This window comes from Virgibacillus sp. 6R, from assembly GCF_001895305.1.
GTDB lineage: Bacteria > Bacillota > Bacilli > Bacillales > Amphibacillaceae > Virgibacillus > Virgibacillus pantothenticus.
In genome coordinates, this window is sequence record NZ_CP017762.1 from 452,439 (window position 1) to 474,334 (window position 21,896).

The 21,896-nt window shown below is 37.3% G+C and carries 23 protein-coding genes and 3 pseudogenes; 7 read left to right on the forward strand and 19 right to left on the reverse strand.

What is annotated here, in order from left to right:
- Positions 1 to 275 precede the first annotated feature (275 nt).
- The 3 genes from BKP57_RS02220 to BKP57_RS02230 form a co-directional block, all read right to left on the reverse strand.
- Complete coding sequence (locus tag BKP57_RS02220; protein WP_072740923.1) at positions 276 to 809, reverse strand: hypothetical protein; 534 nt, start codon at positions 807 to 809, stop codon at positions 276 to 278.
- A gap of 231 nt (positions 810 to 1,040) precedes the next feature.
- Positions 1,041 to 1,322, reverse strand: coding sequence for a DUF1433 domain-containing protein (locus BKP57_RS02225; RefSeq protein WP_050353298.1), 282 nt, complete (start codon positions 1,320 to 1,322; stop codon positions 1,041 to 1,043).
- Between the two features lie 297 nt (positions 1,323 to 1,619).
- Entirely contained in the window at positions 1,620 to 1,955 is a 336-nt protein-coding gene (locus BKP57_RS02230; RefSeq protein ID WP_083547179.1) for a DUF1433 domain-containing protein, read from the reverse strand.
- A gap of 33 nt (positions 1,956 to 1,988) precedes the next feature.
- Between BKP57_RS02230 and BKP57_RS02235 the strand changes: the two genes are divergently transcribed.
- Both BKP57_RS02235 and BKP57_RS02240 read left to right on the forward strand, forming a co-directional pair.
- Positions 1,989 to 3,248, forward strand: a complete 1,260-nt coding sequence (locus tag BKP57_RS02235) for a Tle-like phospholipase domain-containing protein (protein WP_072740925.1) — start codon at positions 1,989 to 1,991, stop codon at positions 3,246 to 3,248.
- Positions 3,249 to 3,262: 14 nt separating this feature from the next.
- Entirely contained in the window at positions 3,263 to 3,577 is a 315-nt protein-coding gene (locus BKP57_RS02240) for a hypothetical protein (RefSeq protein ID WP_072740926.1), read from the forward strand.
- 123 nt (positions 3,578 to 3,700) lie between these two features.
- On the opposite strand, the gene BKP57_RS02245 is transcribed toward BKP57_RS02240, so the two are convergent.
- Entirely contained in the window at positions 3,701 to 5,839 is a 2,139-nt protein-coding gene (locus BKP57_RS02245) for a type IA DNA topoisomerase (protein ID WP_072740927.1), read from the reverse strand.
- Positions 5,840 to 6,048: 209 nt separating this feature from the next.
- Between BKP57_RS02245 and BKP57_RS02250 the strand changes: the two are divergent.
- Positions 6,049 to 6,592: pseudogene (locus BKP57_RS02250) on the forward strand (transposase); the annotation flags it as partial.
- A 468-nt stretch (positions 6,593 to 7,060) separates the two neighbouring features.
- Here BKP57_RS02250 and BKP57_RS02255 read toward each other — a convergent pair.
- The 3 genes and pseudogenes from BKP57_RS02255 to BKP57_RS21855 all read right to left on the reverse strand — a co-directional run.
- Entirely contained in the window at positions 7,061 to 7,258 is a 198-nt protein-coding gene (locus BKP57_RS02255) for a hypothetical protein (RefSeq protein ID WP_050353303.1), read from the reverse strand.
- 180 nt (positions 7,259 to 7,438) lie between these two features.
- Positions 7,439 to 7,618 (reverse strand): hypothetical protein, encoded by a 180-nt coding sequence (locus BKP57_RS02260; protein WP_156875264.1) that lies wholly within the window; start codon positions 7,616 to 7,618, stop codon positions 7,439 to 7,441.
- Positions 7,619 to 7,979: 361 nt separating this feature from the next.
- Positions 7,980 to 8,180: pseudogene (locus BKP57_RS21855) on the reverse strand (UvrD-helicase domain-containing protein); the annotation flags it as partial.
- A 110-nt stretch (positions 8,181 to 8,290) separates the two neighbouring features.
- On the opposite strand from BKP57_RS21855, the gene BKP57_RS02270 reads away from it, so the two are divergent.
- Positions 8,291 to 8,506: a hypothetical protein gene (locus tag BKP57_RS02270; protein WP_050353305.1), complete on the forward strand. Its 216-nt coding sequence runs from the start codon at positions 8,291 to 8,293 to the stop codon at positions 8,504 to 8,506.
- A gap of 36 nt (positions 8,507 to 8,542) precedes the next feature.
- Here the strand turns inward: BKP57_RS02270 and tnpA are convergent, their stop codons facing one another.
- Both tnpA and BKP57_RS23365 read right to left on the reverse strand, forming a co-directional pair.
- Complete coding sequence (tnpA, locus tag BKP57_RS23360) at positions 8,543 to 8,779, reverse strand: IS200/IS605 family transposase (protein ID WP_373314183.1); 237 nt, start codon at positions 8,777 to 8,779, stop codon at positions 8,543 to 8,545.
- Between the two features lie 19 nt (positions 8,780 to 8,798).
- Positions 8,799 to 8,921 carry a transposase gene (locus BKP57_RS23365; protein ID WP_373688312.1) on the reverse strand — a complete coding sequence of 41 codons (123 nt, stop codon included), beginning with the start codon at positions 8,919 to 8,921 and terminating at the stop codon, positions 8,799 to 8,801.
- Positions 8,922 to 9,195: 274 nt separating this feature from the next.
- Here BKP57_RS23365 and BKP57_RS02280 point away from each other — a divergent pair.
- A pseudogene (locus BKP57_RS02280) lies at positions 9,196 to 9,549 on the forward strand (IS5/IS1182 family transposase); the annotation flags it as partial.
- Between the two features lie 178 nt (positions 9,550 to 9,727).
- Positions 9,728 to 9,952, forward strand: a complete 225-nt coding sequence (locus tag BKP57_RS02285; protein ID WP_010651078.1) for a helix-turn-helix domain-containing protein — start codon at positions 9,728 to 9,730, stop codon at positions 9,950 to 9,952.
- Positions 9,953 to 10,406: 454 nt separating this feature from the next.
- Here BKP57_RS02285 and BKP57_RS02290 read toward each other — a convergent pair whose 3' ends face one another.
- From BKP57_RS02290 to BKP57_RS02305, 4 genes are all read right to left on the reverse strand, one after another.
- Complete coding sequence (locus tag BKP57_RS02290; RefSeq protein ID WP_072740928.1) at positions 10,407 to 10,847, reverse strand: acyl-CoA thioesterase; 441 nt, start codon at positions 10,845 to 10,847, stop codon at positions 10,407 to 10,409.
- Positions 10,848 to 11,299: 452 nt separating this feature from the next.
- Positions 11,300 to 12,064 (reverse strand): succinate dehydrogenase iron-sulfur subunit, encoded by a 765-nt coding sequence (gene sdhB, locus BKP57_RS02295; RefSeq protein WP_050353308.1) that lies wholly within the window; start codon positions 12,062 to 12,064, stop codon positions 11,300 to 11,302.
- Positions 12,065 to 12,066: 2 nt separating this feature from the next.
- Positions 12,067 to 13,830 carry a succinate dehydrogenase flavoprotein subunit gene (gene sdhA, locus BKP57_RS02300; protein WP_072740929.1) on the reverse strand — a complete coding sequence of 588 codons (1,764 nt, stop codon included), beginning with the start codon at positions 13,828 to 13,830 and terminating at the stop codon, positions 12,067 to 12,069.
- Between the two features lie 30 nt (positions 13,831 to 13,860).
- Complete coding sequence (locus BKP57_RS02305) at positions 13,861 to 14,475, reverse strand: succinate dehydrogenase cytochrome b558 subunit (protein ID WP_232231304.1); 615 nt, start codon at positions 14,473 to 14,475, stop codon at positions 13,861 to 13,863.
- Positions 14,476 to 15,394: 919 nt separating this feature from the next.
- Here BKP57_RS02305 and BKP57_RS02310 point away from each other — a divergent pair.
- Complete coding sequence (locus BKP57_RS02310) at positions 15,395 to 15,838, forward strand: YslB family protein (RefSeq protein ID WP_232231305.1); 444 nt, start codon at positions 15,395 to 15,397, stop codon at positions 15,836 to 15,838.
- A 158-nt stretch (positions 15,839 to 15,996) separates the two neighbouring features.
- Here BKP57_RS02310 and uvrC read toward each other — a convergent pair whose 3' ends face one another.
- The 6 genes from uvrC to BKP57_RS02340 form a co-directional block, all read right to left on the reverse strand.
- Positions 15,997 to 17,787, reverse strand: a complete 1,791-nt coding sequence (gene uvrC, locus BKP57_RS02315; protein ID WP_050353310.1) for an excinuclease ABC subunit UvrC — start codon at positions 17,785 to 17,787, stop codon at positions 15,997 to 15,999.
- A gap of 118 nt (positions 17,788 to 17,905) precedes the next feature.
- Complete coding sequence (gene trxA, locus BKP57_RS02320; protein WP_050353311.1) at positions 17,906 to 18,220, reverse strand: thioredoxin; 315 nt, start codon at positions 18,218 to 18,220, stop codon at positions 17,906 to 17,908.
- Between the two features lie 445 nt (positions 18,221 to 18,665).
- Positions 18,666 to 19,637 (reverse strand): electron transfer flavoprotein subunit alpha/FixB family protein, encoded by a 972-nt coding sequence (locus BKP57_RS02325; RefSeq protein ID WP_072740930.1) that lies wholly within the window; start codon positions 19,635 to 19,637, stop codon positions 18,666 to 18,668.
- A 26-nt stretch (positions 19,638 to 19,663) separates the two neighbouring features.
- Positions 19,664 to 20,437: an electron transfer flavoprotein subunit beta/FixA family protein gene (locus BKP57_RS02330; protein WP_050353313.1), complete on the reverse strand. Its 774-nt coding sequence runs from the start codon at positions 20,435 to 20,437 to the stop codon at positions 19,664 to 19,666.
- Positions 20,438 to 20,455: 18 nt separating this feature from the next.
- A complete protein-coding gene (locus tag BKP57_RS02335) occupies positions 20,456 to 21,232 on the reverse strand; it encodes an enoyl-CoA hydratase (protein WP_050353314.1) in 777 nt (258 codons plus the stop codon).
- Positions 21,233 to 21,260: 28 nt separating this feature from the next.
- Positions 21,261 to 21,845: a fatty acid metabolism transcriptional regulator FadR gene (locus BKP57_RS02340; RefSeq protein WP_050353315.1), complete on the reverse strand. Its 585-nt coding sequence runs from the start codon at positions 21,843 to 21,845 to the stop codon at positions 21,261 to 21,263.
- Between the last annotated feature and the right edge of the window lie 51 nt (positions 21,846 to 21,896).

Consider the following 21,896-nt stretch of genomic DNA (forward strand, 5'->3'; position numbering starts at 1 on the left):
ACGATTCTTTATCACTTATACTATATACTGAGATATATTACACTTAACTTAAATATTCTTTGAGCTGTTCAGGAGTTGCAAAATAATCCTCAATAGCCTGATCCATTTCATTCGTCAATTGTTCAACTTGTTGTTTTTTGTCTATTTTATTATTACGCGTATACTCACCTTCAACTCCATTAAAAAACTCCCTCTGCTTAAAGGGAGCTTCTATCGTTCTATTTCCTGTTCTTTGGATATTTGCTTCTTGTTTTCTGTTTTTTTTTGCGTGTCGGCTAATTCTTGGTGCATTTTTTCTCTTTTTCTAATTCCGTTTCTATCTGCTGAAGTTTTTCCCGTTGAGCTGGCGTTAAATCCATTTCTTTGATTTCATCTAATACCTCTCTCTTAAGCGCATAAACAACGTCATAACCATATCTTTGTTCAAATTCCTTCGCTTTGGCTTCATATTGCTGCTTATTAAATGGAGACTCTTCTTTTTGCTGTTTTGGCTCATGCTCACTTATATCTTCCAGAACTTTATGTTTAAACAGCTCTCTAAAAGTTTGTCTCTCTTTATCACTGTCTAAATCATTCTCCACATTTTGCTTGTACAATTCAGCAAATTCTTCAAGCTCATTGATCACCTGTTTTTCCATGGTTTCTAACTGCTCTTTTGGTAACTTCGATTTAAGTACGGCATCCCAATATTGTCTTTCTATCTTCTCACGCTTTTTTACATAGCCTTTTTGATCTGGATACCTCTGTTCATTTTGTTTGGCAAATAGAAGATCACTATACTTTCTTCTTAGATCTTTTTCTGTGTTCATTTTCTTATTCTCCTTCCAATTGTTAATTGTTGTTTTTAAAAATACAGTTGGCCTTAAAATTGCACCTCCTACATTCTGTAATTAGATAAAAAGAAAAAGCTGTGAACAAGAAGTACCTTGCTCACAGCTTTTTAGGGGGATGACCTATGTTATTAATGTATCATGTAAATCATTGATTTTCGTATAGAATTCGTATGCAAAAAGTATATCTGGTTTACTGTTTATAATTTTCTAATAGTCGCATTCTTTTTCTTTACATTCTTCTTTCCTTTCTGGAAACCCTTCACTCAACCCTACGCTGCCCACTTTATAATTACTTTCTACACCAGCTGAAAAATCAGCTTCCCCTTCATTAATGATTCCATCAACGGTCAAGCCCCCCATCGGACTTTGATAGATGTCAACAATCTCGACAGACTTTATCCCCTCATAATTATTCTTAATATATTGCACAACAGCTTCTTGAGCCCTTTCTTTCGTTGCCTGATCATAAGTTTCATTGTTTGATTTCACATTACAACCCCCTAATAGTATAATTGTGACAGTAAATATTGTTGGAATGAAAAGTTTCTTCATTCGTATCACATCCTAACTGAACTAATATCAAAAGATGGAGGATAAAAAATGGTAAATTCCACAGTAAAAGCCAGAGTTACTTCTTGGTAACTCCAACTATACAACTTTATTTCGACAAATAAAAAAAGCTTAGAACAAAAAAAATACATTGTTCAAAGCTTTTGAGAGATAGAACAGATGACCTTATATTAATAATATACTAGGAGTTTTATTTTATATTTATAATATTTTCATTTAATAGTCGCAGACCTTACCTTCACACTCTTCTTTTTTAGGAGGGAAACCTTCATCTGTTCCTAAGCTTTTAACCACAAATTTTTCAGGGTCAACACTAGCAGAAAAACCTACTTCATTATTTATAGTTCCACTAATCATTAAGCCACCCATTGGATCATTTGTGTCGTCACTGAACTCGATTTCGTTTATATTTTGGTAATTGTTTACCAAATAGCTTTCCACAGTGTTTTTTGCTTTTGTAATAATCTTTTCATCGTAATTATTGCTGGACGAGTTCACATTACAACCTCCTAATAGTATAATTATTATAATTATAAAAATTAATTTTCTCATAAAGTCACCTCATATTTTTAAAGGAGTTTTCCTATGCCAAAGATAAGCGATTACGAATTTGCGGAGATTTCCAGACAAAATTATAAGGATCATTCTAACTATATTCTTGTAAATATTAAAAAACAAGAAATAAAGTGGGAAATTTCCGAAACCATTAAAAACCCTGATACTGGATTAGACGGTTACGTACTCCAAAACCCCGCTACAAATGAAATCGTTATCAGTTTCAGAGGAACAGAACCAGATTCTCTTAAAGATTATGAAGAAGATCTCCATGGAATTATTCTTGGTGATTCCGATTATACCAAAAAAGAATACGGAAAAACACCTTATCTAGCAACTCCATCTCAAGACGCTGCTTTAACAACAGGAAGGGCAAAGCTCAACTCCAAAGATAAAACCCTCACGTATACGAATAAAAATCAATTTACAGAAGCTGCGCCCATTGTTGAAAAATATGTAAAAAAACATGGAGCGAACAACATCGTTTTTACAGGACACTCTCTAGGTGGAGGACTTGCGCAGTATTTCGCTGTCAAACATGACTCAAACGCCGTTACGTTTGCTTCAGCTGACGTGTTTGATCTGTTATCCAAAGAAGATCAAAAACGGGCTTTAAATGGGGAATTTAAAGATAATATTATTTCTTACACGTACCCCGACGACTTCGTGGGGACGTTTTATGAGCACTCTGTTGGTTCTGTATATTATGTCGGTGATCCAGCAGAGAACAAAGGAAAAACCCTTAAGACACATCGTATCAAGAACTACGTAAGCGAGGATATGTATAATAAAGAAGGGTATTTCCTCCCCCACTTATTATACGGTGAAAATATCTGGGGGCAATTGCTATCCTCTCCACTGGAATTGAAAAATAGTGGCGTTCATGACTTTCATATCCGTATTCAAACAGAGCTTATGCATCAATTGGCCATGGAGATGGAAGAGAGTGAGGAATTAATCACATCCACTAAAATTGCACTAACCAGATTGCTTGACGACCATCTAGCTACAATGAAAGAGTTAAGAAATACATACAGAAATAGGGTCGGTTCAGGAAAATACGATAAATTAAACACTGCTCATGTCGATGAAATTTTTCGTGAACTAGTGGATGTTGAGAGTGATGGTACACCATTATTAATTGATATAAATGAATTTGAACATCTTCTGGAAAAACTGCGAAAAAGCCAACATGATACGGGGGAAATAGCTTATAACATGGAAAAAATGAGTAAAGATTTTAAACAAATGGATCAAATACTTGCCCAATGGCTCCAAATACGTCAATAAGGGGTGGTGTGGTAATGAGTAGTATGAGTGATTGGTGGAAAGATTATTTGGAAACCAATGCGCAAAAAGAAGCGTTAAAGAAAAAAATCAAACTGGATTTAGAAGAGAATGTAGATATTACAAAATTGCACTTCGAACATAGTTACGCAGTTGGGTCACTTTCCCAAAAACATCAGAATATTTTAACCAAAGTCAATCAACATTTTGATGGAAAAGCAAGTCATGCATTGATGAACCGCTTTATAGAGAACATCATTCAGCTTCAAGAAATGGATCGTGTTTACAAGGCGAACTATGAACATGTTAAACTGAAACAGGGGTTTTGGTGAAAGGTTGTTTAGTTAAAATTTATACAGTTTGTGAGATAACTGGAGGCATATCTTGCGTGTAGGTAAGAAAGTTAGAGCTGTGTTAGCTTAAGGCACAGCTCTAACCTCACCCAAAATAGAAAACTACGATTTCCCCTTGTTCCTCTTCGGAAATTCAAAGGTTATTTTCCCTTCTAAGTCCAACGTTAGATACGCATCGAACTTTTTCCCTTTCTTACTTTTAAATCCCTTGATCAAATTCGTTCGCTTTCCTTTTAAAAGAGATTGAACAGCTGTTTGTGGCAACTTTTTCGTTAACATTGTTTTGGGAAGGCTAAATGTACATCCCTTTTGATAGCCACTGCATCCGTAAAATTTCCCCTTATCTTGCAGTTTACCTGTTTGACACATCGGACAATCGCTAACATAGGAATTCTCTGTTACCTGGTTGATTTCACCTTTTAGCGTTGCCACTTGGTTAGGTGCTTGTTCCAATAAATAAGCAACAAATTTCTTTATATTAGCTACAAATTTATCTTGAGAGCCTTCCTTTCTCCCTATTTTAGCTAGGTAGGTTTCCCACTTTGCGGTCATTTCTGGACTGGCTAGCAATGTCCCATCTACTGCTTGGCAAAGCATTTTCCCTTTTGATGTTACGTACACGACATTTTTCTTTATTTCAATATACTGTTGGTGTTTTAACGTTTCAATAATGCTTGCCCTAGTAGCCTCTGTTCCAATGCCTTCCTTTTGCTTGAGAATATGCTTTGCCTCTTCATCCTCAACTTCCTTCCCTGCATGTTTCATCACTTGAATTAAATTCCCCTCCGTATACGGCTTCGGAGGTTGCGTTTTTCCTTCTTTAATGAATACGTCTAGCATACAAGCATCGCCCTGTTTCATGGTAGGAAGCTGCGTATGTTGTTCCTTTTGCTGTTGCTTTTCCTGTTGAAATAAAACCTTCCATCCTCGATTCTTTTCTACTTTTCCTGTTTTATAAAAGCTTAACCCACGTACATCAATGGTTACTTTTGTTTCTTCATATTCATAATCGGGTGCAAACATGGCCAAGGTTGTCGCTAAAATTTCTCGATACACATGCCTTTCTTTTTCCGCCAAACGATCCAGCTGTGGAACTTGTTTAGTTGGAATAATGGCGTAGTGCTCTTGCACCTTCGAGTTGTCTACGTAGGATTTTCTTGCTTCGGGATACTTCACAGAAAAAGAAACGCCTAAACAATTTTGATACGCAGTCAAGTTTTGCTTCACATAAGCAAATTCATTTTCCGTAATATAGTGACAGTCCGTTCGAGGATAGGTGACCAATTTCTTTTCATACAACCCTTGAACAATCTCTAGCACCATAGATGGACTATACTTCCGTTGTTTATTCATCTTTGTTTGTAAAGTAGATAAAGAATGCAGCTTCGGGGCCCTCGTTTTCTTTTGTGCCTTGTCTAGTTCTTTTACCCTCCCAGCTTGCTCGCCTTCTTGAATCCCATACGACTGTAAAACAGCCATCGCTTTTTGTTTCGTATCATAGCGCTGATTATGCTTAGCCTCAAAGCTTTGTTCATGTATCGTCACATTTCCTGCCAGCTCAAAAAATGGCTGGGACGTAAAGTTTGCAATTTCTTCTTGACGTTTATAAATCAAATAGAGCGTTGGCGTTTGTACGCGTCCGACACTAAATACCCCTTGTAACCCTTGCTTTTGTAAAAGTAGCGTGTATAAACGAGAAGCATTAATGCCGACTATCCAATCACTATATTGTCTTGTTTGTGCTTCTTTATATAAAGGAATATAGTTATTCCCATCTTGTAAATGCTGCAACCCTTTTTCAATCTCTTCCACTTCCAAAGAATTAATCCACAATCGTTTTATCGGTTTATAGCTTGCACCAGCTTGTTGAAGAATACTTCTCGCAATATTTTCCCCTTCCCTGTCACTATCTGTGGCGATAATTATACCTTTCGCTTGGTCGCATAAACGTTTTACCACCTGAAATTGCTTTCGTTTATCTTTGGCTACTTGAAACTGAAACGCATCAGGCATGATGGGCAACTTATTCAAATCCCATTTCTTCCATGTCTGGTTATACGTTTCGGGAGGCACAAGTTCTACTAAATGACCAAATCCCCAAGTAATATATGCTTTTTCTCCATGAAAAAAACGACTATCTTGTACTTCTAGATACCCGTCTTGTTTGTTGACGTTTTGAAACACATCGCCATAGGCTTTTCCTTGGCTTGGTTTTTCAGCTAAGATTACTACAAGTCCCATTTATGGATCAACTTCCTTTAAGTTATATTTTGAATGGTATAAGCCTTGTTTGACCTTTTATTAGGTCAAACAAGTAGGTCTTAAATAGTTTCACGCTATAAAAATGTGAAAAATGCTTAGTATCTTGTAATATATTTATTTGAGAAAATGAGGTTTTCAATGAATCTAAGTTGTGTAGCCCTTGTACTTTTCTATTTTTTTCTAGGTCAGCGCAACTGAAAGAAGCAACAGAGCGTAATCCTTTTCAATCTCAAATAGCCATGGACAACTTGTAAGTTTGTGTATGTATATTCAACTTCTTTTGTATAAAGAACATTTATCGGAATTACAGAAAGAGATAAATGTGTTAGCACAGTCTTTTGAAGACTATAGATTATCCAATCCGTTCCGAGAATCGGTGATAAGATATTGGCAACAATCTTATCCGAAATCGGAGATGTAGCACTGTTTGAAAAACCTAAAAAGCTAGTTCCTTATGCCGGATTGGATCCATCTGTCTTTGAATCAGGTAAGTACAAAGCTTCAATTAATCGCATTACAAAGAGAGGCTCATCACGATTGCGACAATCTCTATACATGGCTGTACAATGCGGTTTAGCAAGAAATCGAAACAAGAAACTTACTGCTTTTTATCAGCGTAAACGCGATGAAGGAAAACCACATAAAGTCGCTATAATCGCTTGTGAAAATAAGCTTGCTCATTGGATTTATGCGATATTAAAACACCAAGAAGTCTTCGTAGATCAAAATTAAGGCGCATTAGACTCTAGTTATTAATTTTTTGCCTTTTAAATAAAAGGCTATTCAGTTTGCCTGTTTTTTAGTATAACATGAATATTAAGTTACTTTCATCCATTAGTATTGGCAATTATTAGCTGGTATAATGGAAAACGCCTTAATCGTTAAATTCCATGTGCCAATTTTCTTGCCTTTAATAATCCAATCCTAATGATCTTGTAACCTGTAACCGCTTCTGTTAAATCAAGCGCTGCCCTTTCCGGCTTACACTGTGTATACAATCGTAAACATATTATGTAACATTATGACGTAATCCACATCGCACGCACGGAGCACGATATTTGATATGTATCTCACACAGTTTAAGAGTATTTATTATCCAAACTCGGGGGTATCCGCACCAACCACACATAGAACAAACAACAAAAGAGTAGACAAATTTGTCTACTCCTTAATACCGACTTTATTAATTTAATAAATATATTACTCTCTTTTTTCATCTAACCGCCGACGAAATACTAAAGCTGAAACAGCGAATATAACAAAAGCTACTACTGAAGCAGCGGTAACCACCTTCAACACATTTCCTATTGGAGATTTAAATAACAGTGCGATCGAGATGATTAAAACGGCACCAGTTAAACCCATTCCTAAAATCGAAGTCGCCAAAACCTTGTTCATCAAATCACCTCACAAATACTTGAAACAAGCTACCACTCTAGCGATACCACCAGCACAAGCACTGCATATGCACCAATACATGTAGCACATACGGGTCAGTCACTGGTGTCGGTGCTGCACACGAACCACCACACGCAACCGCAATAATATAAGCCGTCGTACCACCAACGCCAAGCACTGCTACAAGACAAGATGCACTGCGCCTACACCCATCGGTTGAATTCCAGAGTCAACCGGCTCTTCTGCAAGTATTTCTTCATCTGTGATATAAGAAATCCCAGTATCCTCAGAATTAACAAGCGTTCCGTCCAAATACGTCTCAACTCGGAAATTTCCTACCCCATTCTTGGTCACTAACATTTTATTTGTCTGCAATGCAGTCTTATCCTCATCGAAGAATACCGTTACGCTTCATCACCTGTAACTACAACAATACTTTGAGTATTATCAGTTTGCGCAGTAACGTTGGAGTTGGAGCTGGAGTTAGGTTTTAAATCGTCATAAAACGACACAGTTCCCTTAAAAACATCAATAACTTTAATTGTTTTTTTGGCAAGTTGGGAATTATTTTAATAGTAATCACTTGCATATTTGGTTATACTTTGTTAATTTTTCCAGCCCATTTTGGTTGAACTTTTATAAAAAAATTTGATCATTTTATATCTTTGATCTTCAACAATCTGGCCCGTTTGTTGAATAAAAAATACTTTTGAATACATTTTCACAAATATATTATTTGGATGTCAAAATTTTCTTTAATTATTTTTTTATCCTTTTCTAATAGTTTAGGTGTTACTATAAATAGTCTATCCATGGCTCTATTAATACCTACATACTGAATACGATGTTCTTCGTTTTCATCTAATTTAGGAGGAGTCAAAAAATCAAATGTGTTAGATATTAGTAAAACATTTTGAAATTCATCACCTTTTGATTATTTATGGCAAACTAATAATGTAGGGACTGGCATTTAATTATATCAGACATGAGGTAAGTCAAAAAGGTGAAACCTATGCAGATGTGGCAAGAAAAATGGAAGTTGACCCACGTACAGTTAGTAAGTATGCAAATCAGGAAGAGTTCAGAAGAAAGAGAAAGCAAAAACGAAAAGCACGGGTGATGGATTCAGTTAAGCAGATAGTAGATAAGTGGATTAAAGAAGATTTGAAGAAGAAAAAGAAGTATAAGAGAACAGCAAAAAAATGTGGCTCTTCGCTAAAGACGATGGTAAAGACTCAAGTCATCTGAAATCCCATGCTAAAGCACGTTAAACGTTGACTGAACTCAATCTTCTATTTGGAATATATCGTTCGTTTCTTCATCCACTTTGCCTACTGTTGCGCAGAAATATCCTCTTGTCCACAAATGCTGTCCCCAGTATCTCTTTTTCAACTCTGGAAATGGATCTTGAAGTAATTGAGAGGACCTTCCTTTTAAGTATTGCATGATTTTACTTGGCGCAAGACTTGGTGGACATGTTAGTAGTAAATGAATATGCTCTTTTCCAACACTTTCTTGCAAGATGGTTAATCCTCTTGCTTCACACCCCCTGTCTTATTAGTTCCCTTGTTCTTACGGCTATTTCTCCACGTAATACTTTATATCGATACTTGGTTACCCAAATAACGTGATATTTTAATATTATATATATCATATACTGCATGGCTATTCTTTTTATATCCGTCCATACTTTTCACCTCATATCTTAGTATGGACAGCTAAAGATAAGGCTAAAAGCGGATACCGTCTAAAGACGGTGGAGTTAGACCATGTAACTTAGAAATTAAAAAAGCAGTCATCATTTTCACTATCCTCCTCGTCATGGCTCTTACCGCGTGTCTCTGTCCATTTTTAGAAGAGTTTTTTCTTTATGGTGCCTCTTTGATTTGGTAACATGAGATGAAATAGAATGATTCATTATGTTACCATGTCATCAACTAGAAACACTAATTGAAAGAAGTATGAAAGCCGGTATAAAAGTAGAAACAATTATTGGAGATACAGCTTATACAGAGAAGGGTAATATAGAATACACCCATAAAAATGACATAGATTTAGTAGCGAAATTAAACCCAGCCATTACACAAGGTAAAAAAGAAGATGAGTTTGAATTTAATAAAGATGCAGGAATGTATGTCTGTAAAGCTGGACATTTGGCGATTCGGAAAGCACGCCAAGGAAAGAAAGGGGTCGCTAAGAACCAAACAGATACCTATTATTTTGACGTGGAAAAATGGAAAGTTTGTCCGCTAAGAGAAGGCTGTTACAAACCTGGAGCTAAAAGCAAGAGTACTCATCTCATGTAGGGGCCCATCTGGCTTGAATTTGTTGATTAATCTCACTGCTAAGAAGATTTTAGTTAACCCTTATAAATGTACGCACCGTTTAATTGCTTTCACATAAGCTATTATTGACTAAATAATTTCCCTTCATTTTGCAGCTCTATTGACAGCAAGGAGGGGTTACCATTTGAAGGACAACGAGTATAAACCGAAGCAATTATTAACCAAACGGGAAAAAGAAGTATTCGAACTATTAGTACAGGATAAAACCACAAAAGAAATTGCCCAGGAATTATTCATATCAGAAAAAACAGTCCGAAACCATATTTCAAATGCTATGCAAAAGCTAGGTGTCAAGGGGCGTTCACAGGCTGTTGTAGAGCTCCTTCGTATGGGGGAATTAAAGCTCTAATCAACTCGGCTTTCCGTAATGGGAAGCCGAGTTTGCGTAATTAGAGACTTTCAATATAGACGGAGGAAAATGTATGGAAATCAAAGGATGAGCTTTGTCAATTATAAGGATCATTTTACGGACGAAGAGCAACTTTAATGGAAGACCGTTTGCATGTGTTATATAAACAGAACAAAATAGGTTTTTTTGAATACGTTTTTATCTTCCTATTTATTATTTGTTTTATCTTTAGCATAAACTCCTTTAAACGCCAAAAATCTTGATGGAGGATTTCGACATATTTCGCAAACCCAAACCCTAAGCCTCACAATCTCAACTGGTATTCCTGGAAGGGCTTATTTCCTCTGTGGAAATGAAGCAACCACACCACTTCACTCATTAAGCCCACACTTAACACAGGAATCTGTATGAACTATTACTAAAGACATACACGAAACGATCCAATTTATAGGTTTTACTTTTCTAACAATGCAGCTCTCATCGATGCTTCCAATGATACCGGCTTGCCTGTTTTTGCATGAATATAGACAAGCCTTCCTCGTCCTGTTAAGGCTATTTCTTGTTTGTCGTCTAGTACCATATAATGAATATCAACAGATGATCTGCCGACATGGTGCGCTTTTACATACACATCAACGGTTTGATCAAAGTACAATTGTTTTAAAAAATCACATTGCAGATCAGATACTACGGGGATGCCATCGGTATTCAAATTGCCGTCAAAGATGCCAACTGCTTTTAAAAATTCGATTCTAGCCTGTTCAAAATAAATAAACGCTGCTGTATTGTTCATGTGTCCGAATAAATCTGTTTCAGAAAAACGAACTGTAACCGGGATGGAAAATGAAAATGACGATCGCCACTGATTTAAATCTTCTATATAAGAAATTCTCATGCTTTCACTCACCTCATCAATTAGATATATAATGCTTTGGCTTAGAATGCTCTCACGGCTATTGAGCTTTCATACTTGCACAGTTATGTAATTCGTTATCAAAAAAACATACTATTTTAGCTACCTTTTTCCACCTAACTACCTACTTGTCCTATGCCAAAAGCAAAGAGACATTATAGATTTCCTAGTCAACATGTTAACTTATACACGAGTTAATGTTAATACCCCTTTTACTAGTATGCTGGAATTTACATTATGACTTCCCCAGGCTGCATATGAAAAATATTTCCCGACGTCAAATAATGTGGAGCAATAATATTGCCTGAATGTGCACGTGGATAAATAAACAAAATCGCCAAAACAACCGCTATTCGAAAATTTCTCACTTTTTCAAGTGGAAAAACAGCCCAGAGCCTGGTTAGAGGCAGAGGGCCGTTTGTCAAAACTAGATGTTAATGTGCGTTGTCACTTCCAAAGAAGTTTTTAAACGCTTGAATGTTTGTAGCTCGGTTCATTGCAGCAATAGAGGTTGTTAATGGAATACCTTTAGGGCATACTTGCACACAATTTTGCGAGTTTCCGCAACCATCAATACCCCCGTCTTCCATCAATCCATTTAACCGTTCACTTGCATTCATCGCTCCGGTTGGATGTGCGTTAAACAAACGAGCTTGTGATATGGCAGCAGGTCCAATGAAATTGGATTTGTCATTCACATTTGGACAAGCCTCCAAACAGACGCCACATGTCATACATTTAGATAATTCGTAAGCCCATTGGCGTTTCTTTTCGGGCATACGTGGACCAGGACCTAAATCATGTGTACCATCGATTGGTATCCACGCTTTCACTTGTTTTAACGCATCAAACATGCGTTCGCGGTCAACGATTAAATCACGAACAACTGGAAATGTTGACATTGGCTCTAAGCGGATCGGATGGTCAAGCTGATCCACGAGTGCTGCACAAGATTGTCTTGCAACCCCATTGATCACCATGGAACATGCACCACATACTTCTTCGAGACAGTTCATATCCCATTGTACTGGTGTCGTTTTCTCCCCATTTGCATTAACCGGATTTTGTCTAATTTCCATCAATGCAGAAATAACGTTCATATTTGGCTTATATGGTACTTTAAACGTTTCTTTATAGGAGTTAGAATCAGGGCTGTCTTGTCGAGTTATAATAAACGTAATTGTTTTATTATCAGCCATTCTTACTTACTCCCTTCGCTTTTTTTCGTGTAGTCGCGCTTACGAGGCTTAATTAATGAAATATCGACATCCTCATAAGAAAACTTTGGTGCCTTTTCTTCCATATCAAACTCTGCAATAGTGGTTTTTAACCAGTCTTCATCATTTCTGTCCGGAAATTCTGGCTTATAATGCGCACCGCGACTCTCATTTCGATTATAAGCGCCTTGTGTAATGACACGAGCTAGATGAAGCATGTTTTCCAGTTGACGTGTAAACATGACACCTTGGTTGCTCCAACGAGATGTATCATTAATATTAATGTTTTCAAAACGCTGTAGTAGCTCTTGAATCTTTTCATCTGTTTCTAGTAATTTCTTATTCTCACGCACTACGGTAACATTGTCGGTCATCCACTGACCAAGCTCTTTATGAAGTTGATAGGCATTTTCTTCGCCATCCATGCTCATTAACTTATCAAAGTTATCTTGTTCAACTTTTACATTTTCTTCAAATAAGTTAGCTGACAAATCATCCACATGTTTATCTAAACCTTCAATATACTCCATTGCTTTTGGACCAGCAACAGCCCCACCATAAATGGCCGACAATAGTGAGTTAGCACCAAGTCGATTAGCACCATGCTGCGAATAATCACATTCTCCCGCAGCAAAAATCCCAGGAATATTAGTCATTTGATTAATATCAACCCACAGTCCACCCATAGAATAATGGACAGCAGGGAAGATTTTCATCGGCACTTTTCGAGGATCTTCGCCAACAAATTTCTCATAAATCTCAATAATTCCGCCTAGCTTTATATCTAACTCTTTCGGATCTTTATGAGATAGATCCAAATACACCATGTTTTCACCGTTAATACCAAGCTTTTGATTAACACATACATCAAATATTTCACGTGTTGCGATATCTCTTGGTACAAGGTTTCCATAAGCTGGATATTTCTCTTCTAAGAAATACCATGGCTCTCCATCTTTATATGTCCAAATTCTGCCACCTTCACCACGAGCAGATTCACTCATTAATCGTAATTTATCATCACCTGGGATGGCAGTTGGATGAATTTGAATAAATTCGCCATTCGCATATTTTGCCCCTTGCTGATACAATTTGCTGGCAGCAGATCCTGTATTAATCATTGAATTGGTAGATTTACCGAAGATAATTCCAGGTCCACCAGTGGCAAAAATAGTTGCGTCAGACGGGAATGCTTTGATCTCGTGTGTTTTCACATTTTGAGCTACGATTCCTCTACCAACGCCTTCTTCATCAATTACCGCCCGAACAAATTCCCAGTTTTCATATTTTGTAACAAGGCCCTCTACTTCATAGCGACGTACTTGTTCATCTACCGCATAAAGCAATTGTTGCCCTGTGGTTGCCCCTGCATATGCTGTTCTGTGCATTTGTGTTCCACCAAATCGGCGAAAGTCCAGCAATCCTTCCGGTGTACGGTTAAACATAACACCCATACGATCAAACATGTGTATAATTCCAGGTGCTGCGTCACACATCGCTTTTACTTGCGGCTGATTTGCCAAGAAATCTCCACCATACACTGTATCATCAAAGTGAAGCCAAGGAGAGTCTCCTTCCCCTTTCGTATTGACTGCACCATTTATTCCACCTTGAGCACATACAGAGTGAGAGCGCTTTACAGGAACAATTGAAAATAAATCAACACTTACTCCTGCTTCTGCTGCTTTTATTGTTGCCATTAAGCCAGCCAAACCTCCGCCAACTACGGCAATTTTTCGTTTATTCATAACTTGTCACCCACTCCCTGTTCCTTTAAATTAGACACCGTACGCAAACGTGATGATTGTTCTTACCCCAACATAACTCAACGCCAAGAAGACAATCACCGTTGCATATGTAACAATTTTCTGTGACTTAGGTGTTTGTGTAATCCCCCATGTCACACAGAAGCTCCATAGACCATTAGCAAAGTGAAAAATAGTAGATAGAACACCAATCATATAGAACCAGAACATAAATGGATTGGAAAGAATTCCTTCCATGAGACTGTAGTCTGCTCCTTCTGATCCTAATTGAATTCTAGTCTCCCACACATGCCATACAACAAAGACAAATGTAATGATTCCCGTTATTCGCTGTAAGTAGAACATCCAATTACGGAAAAAGCTATAATTTCTCATGTTGTTTCGTGCTACAAAAACAATATATACCCCTAAAATCGCATGAAACAAAATTGGGATGAAAATAACTCCAAACTCCAATACTAGTCTAAATGGAAGACTGTGCATGAACTCCGCTGCTTTATTAAAATTTTCTTCCCCATAAACAGCGAAATGATTCACCACTAAATGCTGAATCAAAAAAATACCGATTGGAATTACACCTAATAACGAGTGCAATCTTCTTGTTAGAAACTCACGATGCTCTGTCAATGTGTTCCCCCCCTTAATTTGATCAGTAGTTAGTTTCATAATGTTGTACATATTTAAAAGTTCAACTCTTACATTTCTCAAAAAAGGAAAGTACGACGAGTTGACATTGTACAATTGTGACATGTTTATTGTACTTCTAACTGTTTCAAGCGTCAAGAAAACGGTACCTTTATTTCTATTTTTGCATGCGTTAAAAATATTCACATTAAAGGAACTCTTCTTTATATTAAACTACTAACTACAAAACAATCATCTCAGGATAAGAAATAGAAGAATCGCTTGGGTTCCTGTTGCAGACTAAATAAAGTCTGATAAAATGGAATTCCAACCAAGGATCTTCTCTTTCTGAGTGTTAGTTATACATGCTTCCAAACCACACATACCATATTTACTAGAAGCATTTCTCTATAACACGGCACTTGTCTTAATCGAGCATTTTTTGACAGTTGCCCCCCGCCCACATATTCTAAGGATGGTAGTGCGGAACTTACTGTCAGCTACATGCGAAATAAAATAAATTACATCATTTAGTAGTTGACCTAATTATGATAAACTATAAGAAGTCCGATAAAATGTGGTACCCTACTTGCGGGCATCCCTAGTTTTATAGATAATATAGGTATTGAATACAGAAAAAATAGCTCTATGTGCTTTTGTCTTCAGTTACTAATGTAAGTACATAAAATAGATACGGACTTTTAACCCCTTATTTAAAGGGACACAAAGGACTAAACAATCACAAATATATTAGATTTTGATGTACATATCGACTTTCATACATACCTTTTATGATGGTTATTGGGTAGATTATTTTTACGCACATCGACTATGTTAATACGTTAATAAGCTGTATTGTTTTGACTTGAAGCGCTTTTTATATCTTTCTTGCTTGTGATTATTAGTAGAGAGGATGACACAATTGATAAATCAACAGGAAACGGTAATATCCGTTAGTGAATTAGAAACATTACATACAGAAGGTGCAGGATATGATATTTTAAGATATATTAGCTTACCAGAATTATTAGGAAAAGAATCCCATACATTGTTATATTTCATGGGTAGAAAACTAGCACGGAAGTTTGATATACAGACGATGGAAGATATTATCCGTTTATTCGCCCTTTTAGGCTGGGGGCAATTAGAAATGGTTAAAGATAAGCGCAAATCTATCACTTTTCAATTGATGGCTGACGCGGTTGCGCTTCGCTTGCAAGCCCCTTTCCCGACTGATTTCAGATTGGAAGCTGGGTTCTTGGCAGAAGCTCTTTTGCAAATTGAAAATAGAGATTGTGAATGTATAGAATCAATTAACAAAAGGATTCATCAAGTTGAATTTAAGGCGATGTTTTCAACGGATTAACATGGAGTAATGTATTAGCTTAACGAGCTTGGTCAGAACATAAGCACTCTTACTCCGACAAGGAGCTACCAGATTGAAGTGATATCAATAAGCTGAATACGAAACATAACTAAAAAATCACCAGCACCAAAAAAGCAGTAGAACCCGAACGAATGGTGCTACTGCTTTTCTGTTTTGGCGGTTTGAAAATGATTGATAATATTTTCCGCTGTATCACGTGGTATTCCTAATTTCGTGAATTCATCGATACTAGCTTGTTTTATTTCGGTTATCGTTTTAAAATGCGTTAACAACAATCTCCTCCGTTTTTGACCAACACCTGGGATATTATCCAACTCTGATTGCACCACATTTTTCCCACGTAGCTGACGATGAAACGTAATGGCGAAACGGTGCACTTCCTCCTGTACTCGTTGCACAAGATAAAACTCATTCGATTTGCGATCCAAATCAATAACATGAGGTGGAAAACCGTATAATAGCTCACTTGTTTTATGGCGATCATCCTTTGCCAAACCACATAGAGGAATATCAAGCCCCAACTCGTTTTCTAACACATCCAGTGCGGCACTCATTTGCCCTTTTCCACCATCTACAATAATTAAATCAGGTAGTGGCAATTTATCTTTGAGTACTCTCGTATATCTCCTCCGGATAACCTCTCTCATCGTTTCATAATCATCAGGTCCATCTACATCACGAATTTTATACTTGCGATATTCGTTCTTCGCTGGTTTCCCATCTATAAAAACGACCATTGCCGAAACAGGATCTGTCCCTTGAATATTGGAGTTATCAAACGCCTCAATACGATGTGGCGTCTCGATATTTAACTGTTCCCCTAGATGCTCTACAGCTACAATCGTTCTTTCTTCATCACGTTCAATTATAGAAAACTTTTCACGCAATGAGATTCGTGCATTTTCCTCAGCGAGTTTAACCAACTCTTTTTTTCTACCGCGAAACGGCGTATGCACATCCACTTTCAATAAATCCTTTAACAGCTCTACATTAGTACCAAGCGGGACAAGAATTTGTTTCGGCTTTGGATGATTTTGATGAAGATAAAAGCGTCCAACGTAACTGATGAACGTCTCCTCTGCCTCATCGAAAAACGGAAAAACAGCAATATCACGTTCAATCAACTTCCCTTGCCGAATAAAAAACACTTGAATACACATCCACCCTTTATCATAACTGTAGGCAAAAATATCTCGATCCGTCTGGTCATTCAAGGTCATCTTCTGTTGCTCCATGACAGATTCAATATGGTGGATTTGATCTCTTAATTCTTTAGCTCTTTCAAAATTTAATTGTTCACTCGCTTGATACATTTTCTCCGTTAAATCTTTTTTTATTGTTTTAAACCCACCTTGTAAGAAGGATGAAACACTTTGCACGATAGTTGCGTATTCTTCTTTCGTCGGTGGTTTGTCACTGCAGGCAAAGCATTGATTCATATGATAGTACAGGCAAGGACGTCCAGGAGGGTTATTACATTTTCGTAGAGGATATAATCGATCTAATAATTTTTTAGTTTCTCTAGCTGCAATTACATTTGGATATGGTCCAAAGTATTTTCCTCGATCTTTTTTTATCTTCCTCGTAATTAGTAACCTTGGGTGACGCTCTGCAGTAATCTTTAAATATGGATACGATTTATCATCCTTCAGCATAACATTGTATTTAGGATCGTATTTTTTAATTAAATTCATTTCTAAAATAAGTGCTTCTATTTCTGAGGACGTTACGATGTACTCGAAGCTTTCAATTTCCTGAACTAATCGCTGCGTTTTTCGATCATGAGCTCCTGTAAAGTAAGAACGAACCCGATTCTTTAATACTTTGGATTTTCCAATATAAATGACCGTTTCGTATTTATCTTTCATTAAATAGCAGCCTGGTTTAGCAGGTAAAACCGCTAATTTATCTTTTATATTCTGGTTCATCTAACACTCATTCCCTTAACAGACATGTTCTGTGCTGTATGACTCTAGAAAATCCCTTGTCACTATGAGTAACAAGGGATTTTCTTATTTTCTATTCTATTGAATAGTATATCATTTTTTAAGCATGTTTGTTAATTAAATCAACTAATGCCTCTTTGGGTTGAAAACCGATTACTTGGTCTACAACTTGACCATCTTTAAACAACAACAGTGTTGGAATACTCATCACACCAAATTTGCCCGCTGTTTCTTGGTTTTCATCTACATCTAATTTTACAATTTGAACTTTATCAGACATTTCGCTATCAACTTCTTCTAGTACTGGTGCAATCATTTTACATGGACCACACCATGGCGCCCAAAAATCTGCAAGTACTAGACCTTCTGCCGTTTCTTTAGCAAATGTCTGGTCAGTAGCATTGATAATTGCCATTATTTCATTCCTCCTTTTAAAACCTTTCATGATTACGTTGAGTATATCACCGTTTCTATAAGCTTCCTAATATTTTGCTTATGCCTCGGTTATATCATTTCTTGAACATTAAAATCAATTCATACGCTCACTTCGTTATGTACACAGAAAGTCTATCCCTTTTTGATGAGCTAACATCCAATATAGGCACCTGTCTAGATGCAAACCATAATCAAATGAAAAGGTTGGGACATAGGATTTTCATCAAAAATCCAAACTATTGAGAAAGGGTAAATGGCACAAATAATCCACTCTGGAAATATACTTTCCGCACCTTAGGGTGGCTGGTGAGCCTCCCCGCGCTAACGAACTGCGGGGTCTCACCGATGCCTTTCCTCCTGAGCAAAGTCACCTTTCTTTCCGAAGCTAAATGACCGCATCATTCACTCTTAGAGTTAATGGGATATTACTTTAATTTCTTAATCTCTTCAATTAACAATGGAACAATTTTAAATAAATCTCCAACAATCCCGTAATCGGCTACATGAAAGATAGTTGCTTCGGGGTCTTTATTAATTGCAACAATCACTTTGGAATTCGACATTCCTGCTAGATGCTGAATTGCTCCAGAAATACCTACGGCAATGTATAAATCAGGTGTAACCACCTTTCCTGTTTGACCGATTTGCAAGGAGTAATCACAGTATTCAGCATCACAAGCACCTCGTGAAGCGCCTACTGCCCCACCTAATACTTCCGCTAGTTCATATAAAGGTTTGAAGCCTTCTGCACTCTTTACACCGCGACCACCTGCTACAATTACGTTTGCTTCGGAAAGATCTACACCTTCTGAAGCCTTTCGTACCACATCTTTAATAATCGTGCGGATATCCGCTACGTCCACTGTTTTCTCACCAACATCTCCCGTCCTCGATGTGTCTTTTTCTAGTGATGCGATATTATTTGGGCGAATAGTGAAAAACGTTAATCCATCTGTGATGATTTTCTTTTCAAATGCTTTTCCTGAATAAATTGGACGGACAAATTGGACTTGATCGCCATCCACCTCAATATCCACCGCATCTGAAATCAAGCCTGTATTCAATTTGCTTGCTAACTTTGGCGTAAGATCTTTGCCTATTGCCGTATGCCCCATCACTATTGCGTCGGGAGCTTGTTCAGCAATTACTGCCATAACCGCTTGCCCATATCCTTCAGACGTGTAGTTTTGTAAATTTTCATGAGCTACTGTAACCACACGATCTGCACCATATTGGACCATTTCTTCTCCTAAAGGAGTAAGTTCACCATTTCCGCATATAAGTCCAACTATTTCACCGTCAGGATTAATCTTTTTTGCTGCTGCAATCGCTTCAAAAGAAACATTACGTAATGCTCCGTCCTTTACTTCCCCAATTACTAATATTTTTCCGCTCAAGTCAATTACTCCTCTCTGTCTTAAAATTACAGTACCTTTGCTTCCGTCTTTAATAAAGAAACAAGTTCTTGCACTTGTTGCTGTGGATCCCCTTCAAGCATTTTACCTGCTTCTTTTTCAGGCGGTAAAAAAATGTCTACTGTCTTCGTTTTTGCTGCTACATCATCTTCATCTAAATCCAGATCATCTATTTCTAATTCTTCTAACGGTTTCTTTTTCGCTTTCATAATGCCAGGAAGCGAAGGATAACGCGGTTCGTTTAGCCCTTGCTGACATGTTACCAATACTGGAAGAGCTGTCTCTACTATTTCAACGTCTCCTTCTACATCTTTTTCCATCGTGACTGTTTCGCCATTAATTTTTAAATCTGTAATCGTTGTCACATACGCCATATCTAAAGCCTCTGCTAACCTTGGACCAACTTGGCCGCTTGCTTCATCAATTGCCACATTTCCAGCAAGAATTAAATCTGCTTCTTTATCTGCAAAAAACGCTTCCAAAATCTTTGCTGTTGTAAATTGATCCCCGTCTTCCAAATCATCTTCGGTATTTATTAACACTGCTTTATCTGCCCCCATTGCTAAAGCAGTACGTAATTGTTTTTCAGAATCCTCATCTCCAATAGTAACAACAGTAACTTCTCCTCCGTGCTCATCACGCTGATTAATAGCTTCCTCCACAGCATACTCGTCGTATGGGTTAATAATAAATTCAGCGCCATCATCTTCAATTTGCCCATTTGATATATTGATTTTCTCTTCCGTATCAAAGGTTTTCTTTAGTAGTACATATATATCCATTATTGCTCCTCCTTTTGTTTACTTATCCTGGAAGTTTGGTTTACGCTTGTCAATAAACGCTTGCACGCCTTCTTTTGCGTCATCGGACCCAAAAATTTGCCCAAAGGCTTTTGCTTCTTGCGATACGCCTTCAGCAAACAACCCAGTCTTTGCATAAGGAATCAGTTGCATAATTTGCTGGATCGTCAATTTACTTTTCGCAGCAATTTTCTCAGCTAACTGCTTCGCTTCTTCTTCTAAAACTTCCTCTGTAACTACTTTATTTGCTAGACCATAGGAATATGCCTCTTCCCCGCTAATAGGTTCTCCCGTTAATATCATTTCATATGCTTTTGCTGAGCCGACATAGTGTGGCAAGCGCTGCGTTCCAGCAAAACCAGGAATAATTCCTAACGTTATTTCCGGCAATCCTAGTTTGGCAGATTTTGTTACAATTCGCATATGACAAGCCATAGCAAGCTCCAAGCCACCTCCTAAGGCTGCACCATGGATAGCTGCAATAATTGGAATATGGAATTGTTCCATACGGTCAAATAAATCTTGCCCTCGTTTGGCCATCGATTCATAATCAGATGCTTTCTGCAATGCAGTAAATTCTTTTATATCAGCTCCTGCTGAAAAAAATCTCCCTTCTCCTTTTAATACTACTGCTTTGATACTCGTATTAGCCTCTACCTCGTCCAGCTGCTCAGCCAAGTCCTGTAATAGACTACTAGATAAAGCGTTTGCCGGCGGGCTTTTAATGGTTACGTAAGCGACTGAGTTATTTGTTTCAAAATCTAGTGTCTTCGTCAATTGTTAGCCTCCTTTTGCATGTATGGGATTATTTCGAATGAAGTCCCTCGGTTAATAGGGTGTGAACTTCTGTTGCTTGTTCAACAAGATTATATTTTCTGTCTTTCATCACCCAATTTGTAACCGTTTCATCTAGTGTACCAAAAATCATTTGTCGGACAAGTCTTACATTCAAACTGTTGCGAAATATTTCCTCTTGCATCCCTTCTTTAATAATCGAGTCAATCACATTTAAGTACGGTTTTAACACATTGTTAATTTGTAATCGCAAAGAAGGATTGGATTGCCTCAATTCAAGCTGTGTCACAATTGCTAAATGGTGATCTTCACTAAGTTGGCGAAAATGAAGCTTAATCAGCTCAAACAGCTTTTCGTCCGCATTGTTTTTATTCTCGATAGCTTCTGTAATATGTGCAATAAATTGTCCCATCTTTTCCTCAAAGACTGAAATTAATATATCTTCTTTGTTCTTAAAATACAGATAAATAGTTCCGTCTGCTACTCCAGCTTTTTTCGCTATTTTTGATACTTGAGAGGCGTGGTAGCCATTCTCCGCGATAACTTCTACTGCCGCTTCAATAATTTGATTGTATTTCGGTTTATTTTTTTTCATTGTTCTCTCCTAAACTTGACACAATAATGAATGACTGTTCATTCATTATTG

Excerpts from the sequence above, each read along its gene's own strand:
- BKP57_RS02290 (WP_072740928.1), bottom strand. The coding sequence starts at position 10,847 with ATGAGAATTTCTTATATAGAAGATTTAAATCAGTGGCGATCGTCATTT.
- BKP57_RS02255 (WP_050353303.1), bottom strand. The coding sequence starts at position 7,258 with ATGAACAAGGTTTTGGCGACTTCGATTTTAGGAATGGGTTTAACTGGT.
- BKP57_RS02260 (WP_156875264.1), bottom strand. The coding sequence starts at position 7,618 with ATGTTAGTGACCAAGAATGGGGTAGGAAATTTCCGAGTTGAGACGTAT.
- sdhA (WP_072740929.1), bottom strand. The coding sequence starts at position 13,830 with ATGAATAAACGAAAAATTGCCGTAGTTGGCGGAGGTTTGGCTGGCTTA.
- BKP57_RS02240 (WP_072740926.1), top strand. The coding sequence starts at position 3,263 with ATGAGTAGTATGAGTGATTGGTGGAAAGATTATTTGGAAACCAATGCG.
- BKP57_RS02230 (WP_083547179.1), bottom strand. The coding sequence starts at position 1,955 with ATGAGAAAATTAATTTTTATAATTATAATAATTATACTATTAGGAGGT.
- BKP57_RS23365 (WP_373688312.1), bottom strand. The coding sequence starts at position 8,921 with ATGCAGTATATGATATATATAATATTAAAATATCACGTTATTTGGGTA.
- BKP57_RS02330 (WP_050353313.1), bottom strand. The coding sequence starts at position 20,437 with ATGGATATATATGTACTACTAAAGAAAACCTTTGATACGGAAGAGAAA.
- BKP57_RS02245 (WP_072740927.1), bottom strand. The coding sequence starts at position 5,839 with ATGGGACTTGTAGTAATCTTAGCTGAAAAACCAAGCCAAGGAAAAGCC.
- uvrC (WP_050353310.1), bottom strand. The coding sequence starts at position 17,787 with ATGAACCAGAATATAAAAGATAAATTAGCGGTTTTACCTGCTAAACCA.
- BKP57_RS02235 (WP_072740925.1), top strand. The coding sequence starts at position 1,989 with ATGCCAAAGATAAGCGATTACGAATTTGCGGAGATTTCCAGACAAAAT.
- BKP57_RS02270 (WP_050353305.1), top strand. The coding sequence starts at position 8,291 with ATGGAAGTTGACCCACGTACAGTTAGTAAGTATGCAAATCAGGAAGAG.
- BKP57_RS02340 (WP_050353315.1), bottom strand. The coding sequence starts at position 21,845 with ATGAAAAAAAATAAACCGAAATACAATCAAATTATTGAAGCGGCAGTA.
- sdhB (WP_050353308.1), bottom strand. The coding sequence starts at position 12,064 with ATGGCTGATAATAAAACAATTACGTTTATTATAACTCGACAAGACAGC.
- trxA (WP_050353311.1), bottom strand. The coding sequence starts at position 18,220 with ATGGCAATTATCAATGCTACTGACCAGACATTTGCTAAAGAAACGGCA.
- BKP57_RS02220 (WP_072740923.1), bottom strand. The coding sequence starts at position 809 with ATGAACACAGAAAAAGATCTAAGAAGAAAGTATAGTGATCTTCTATTT.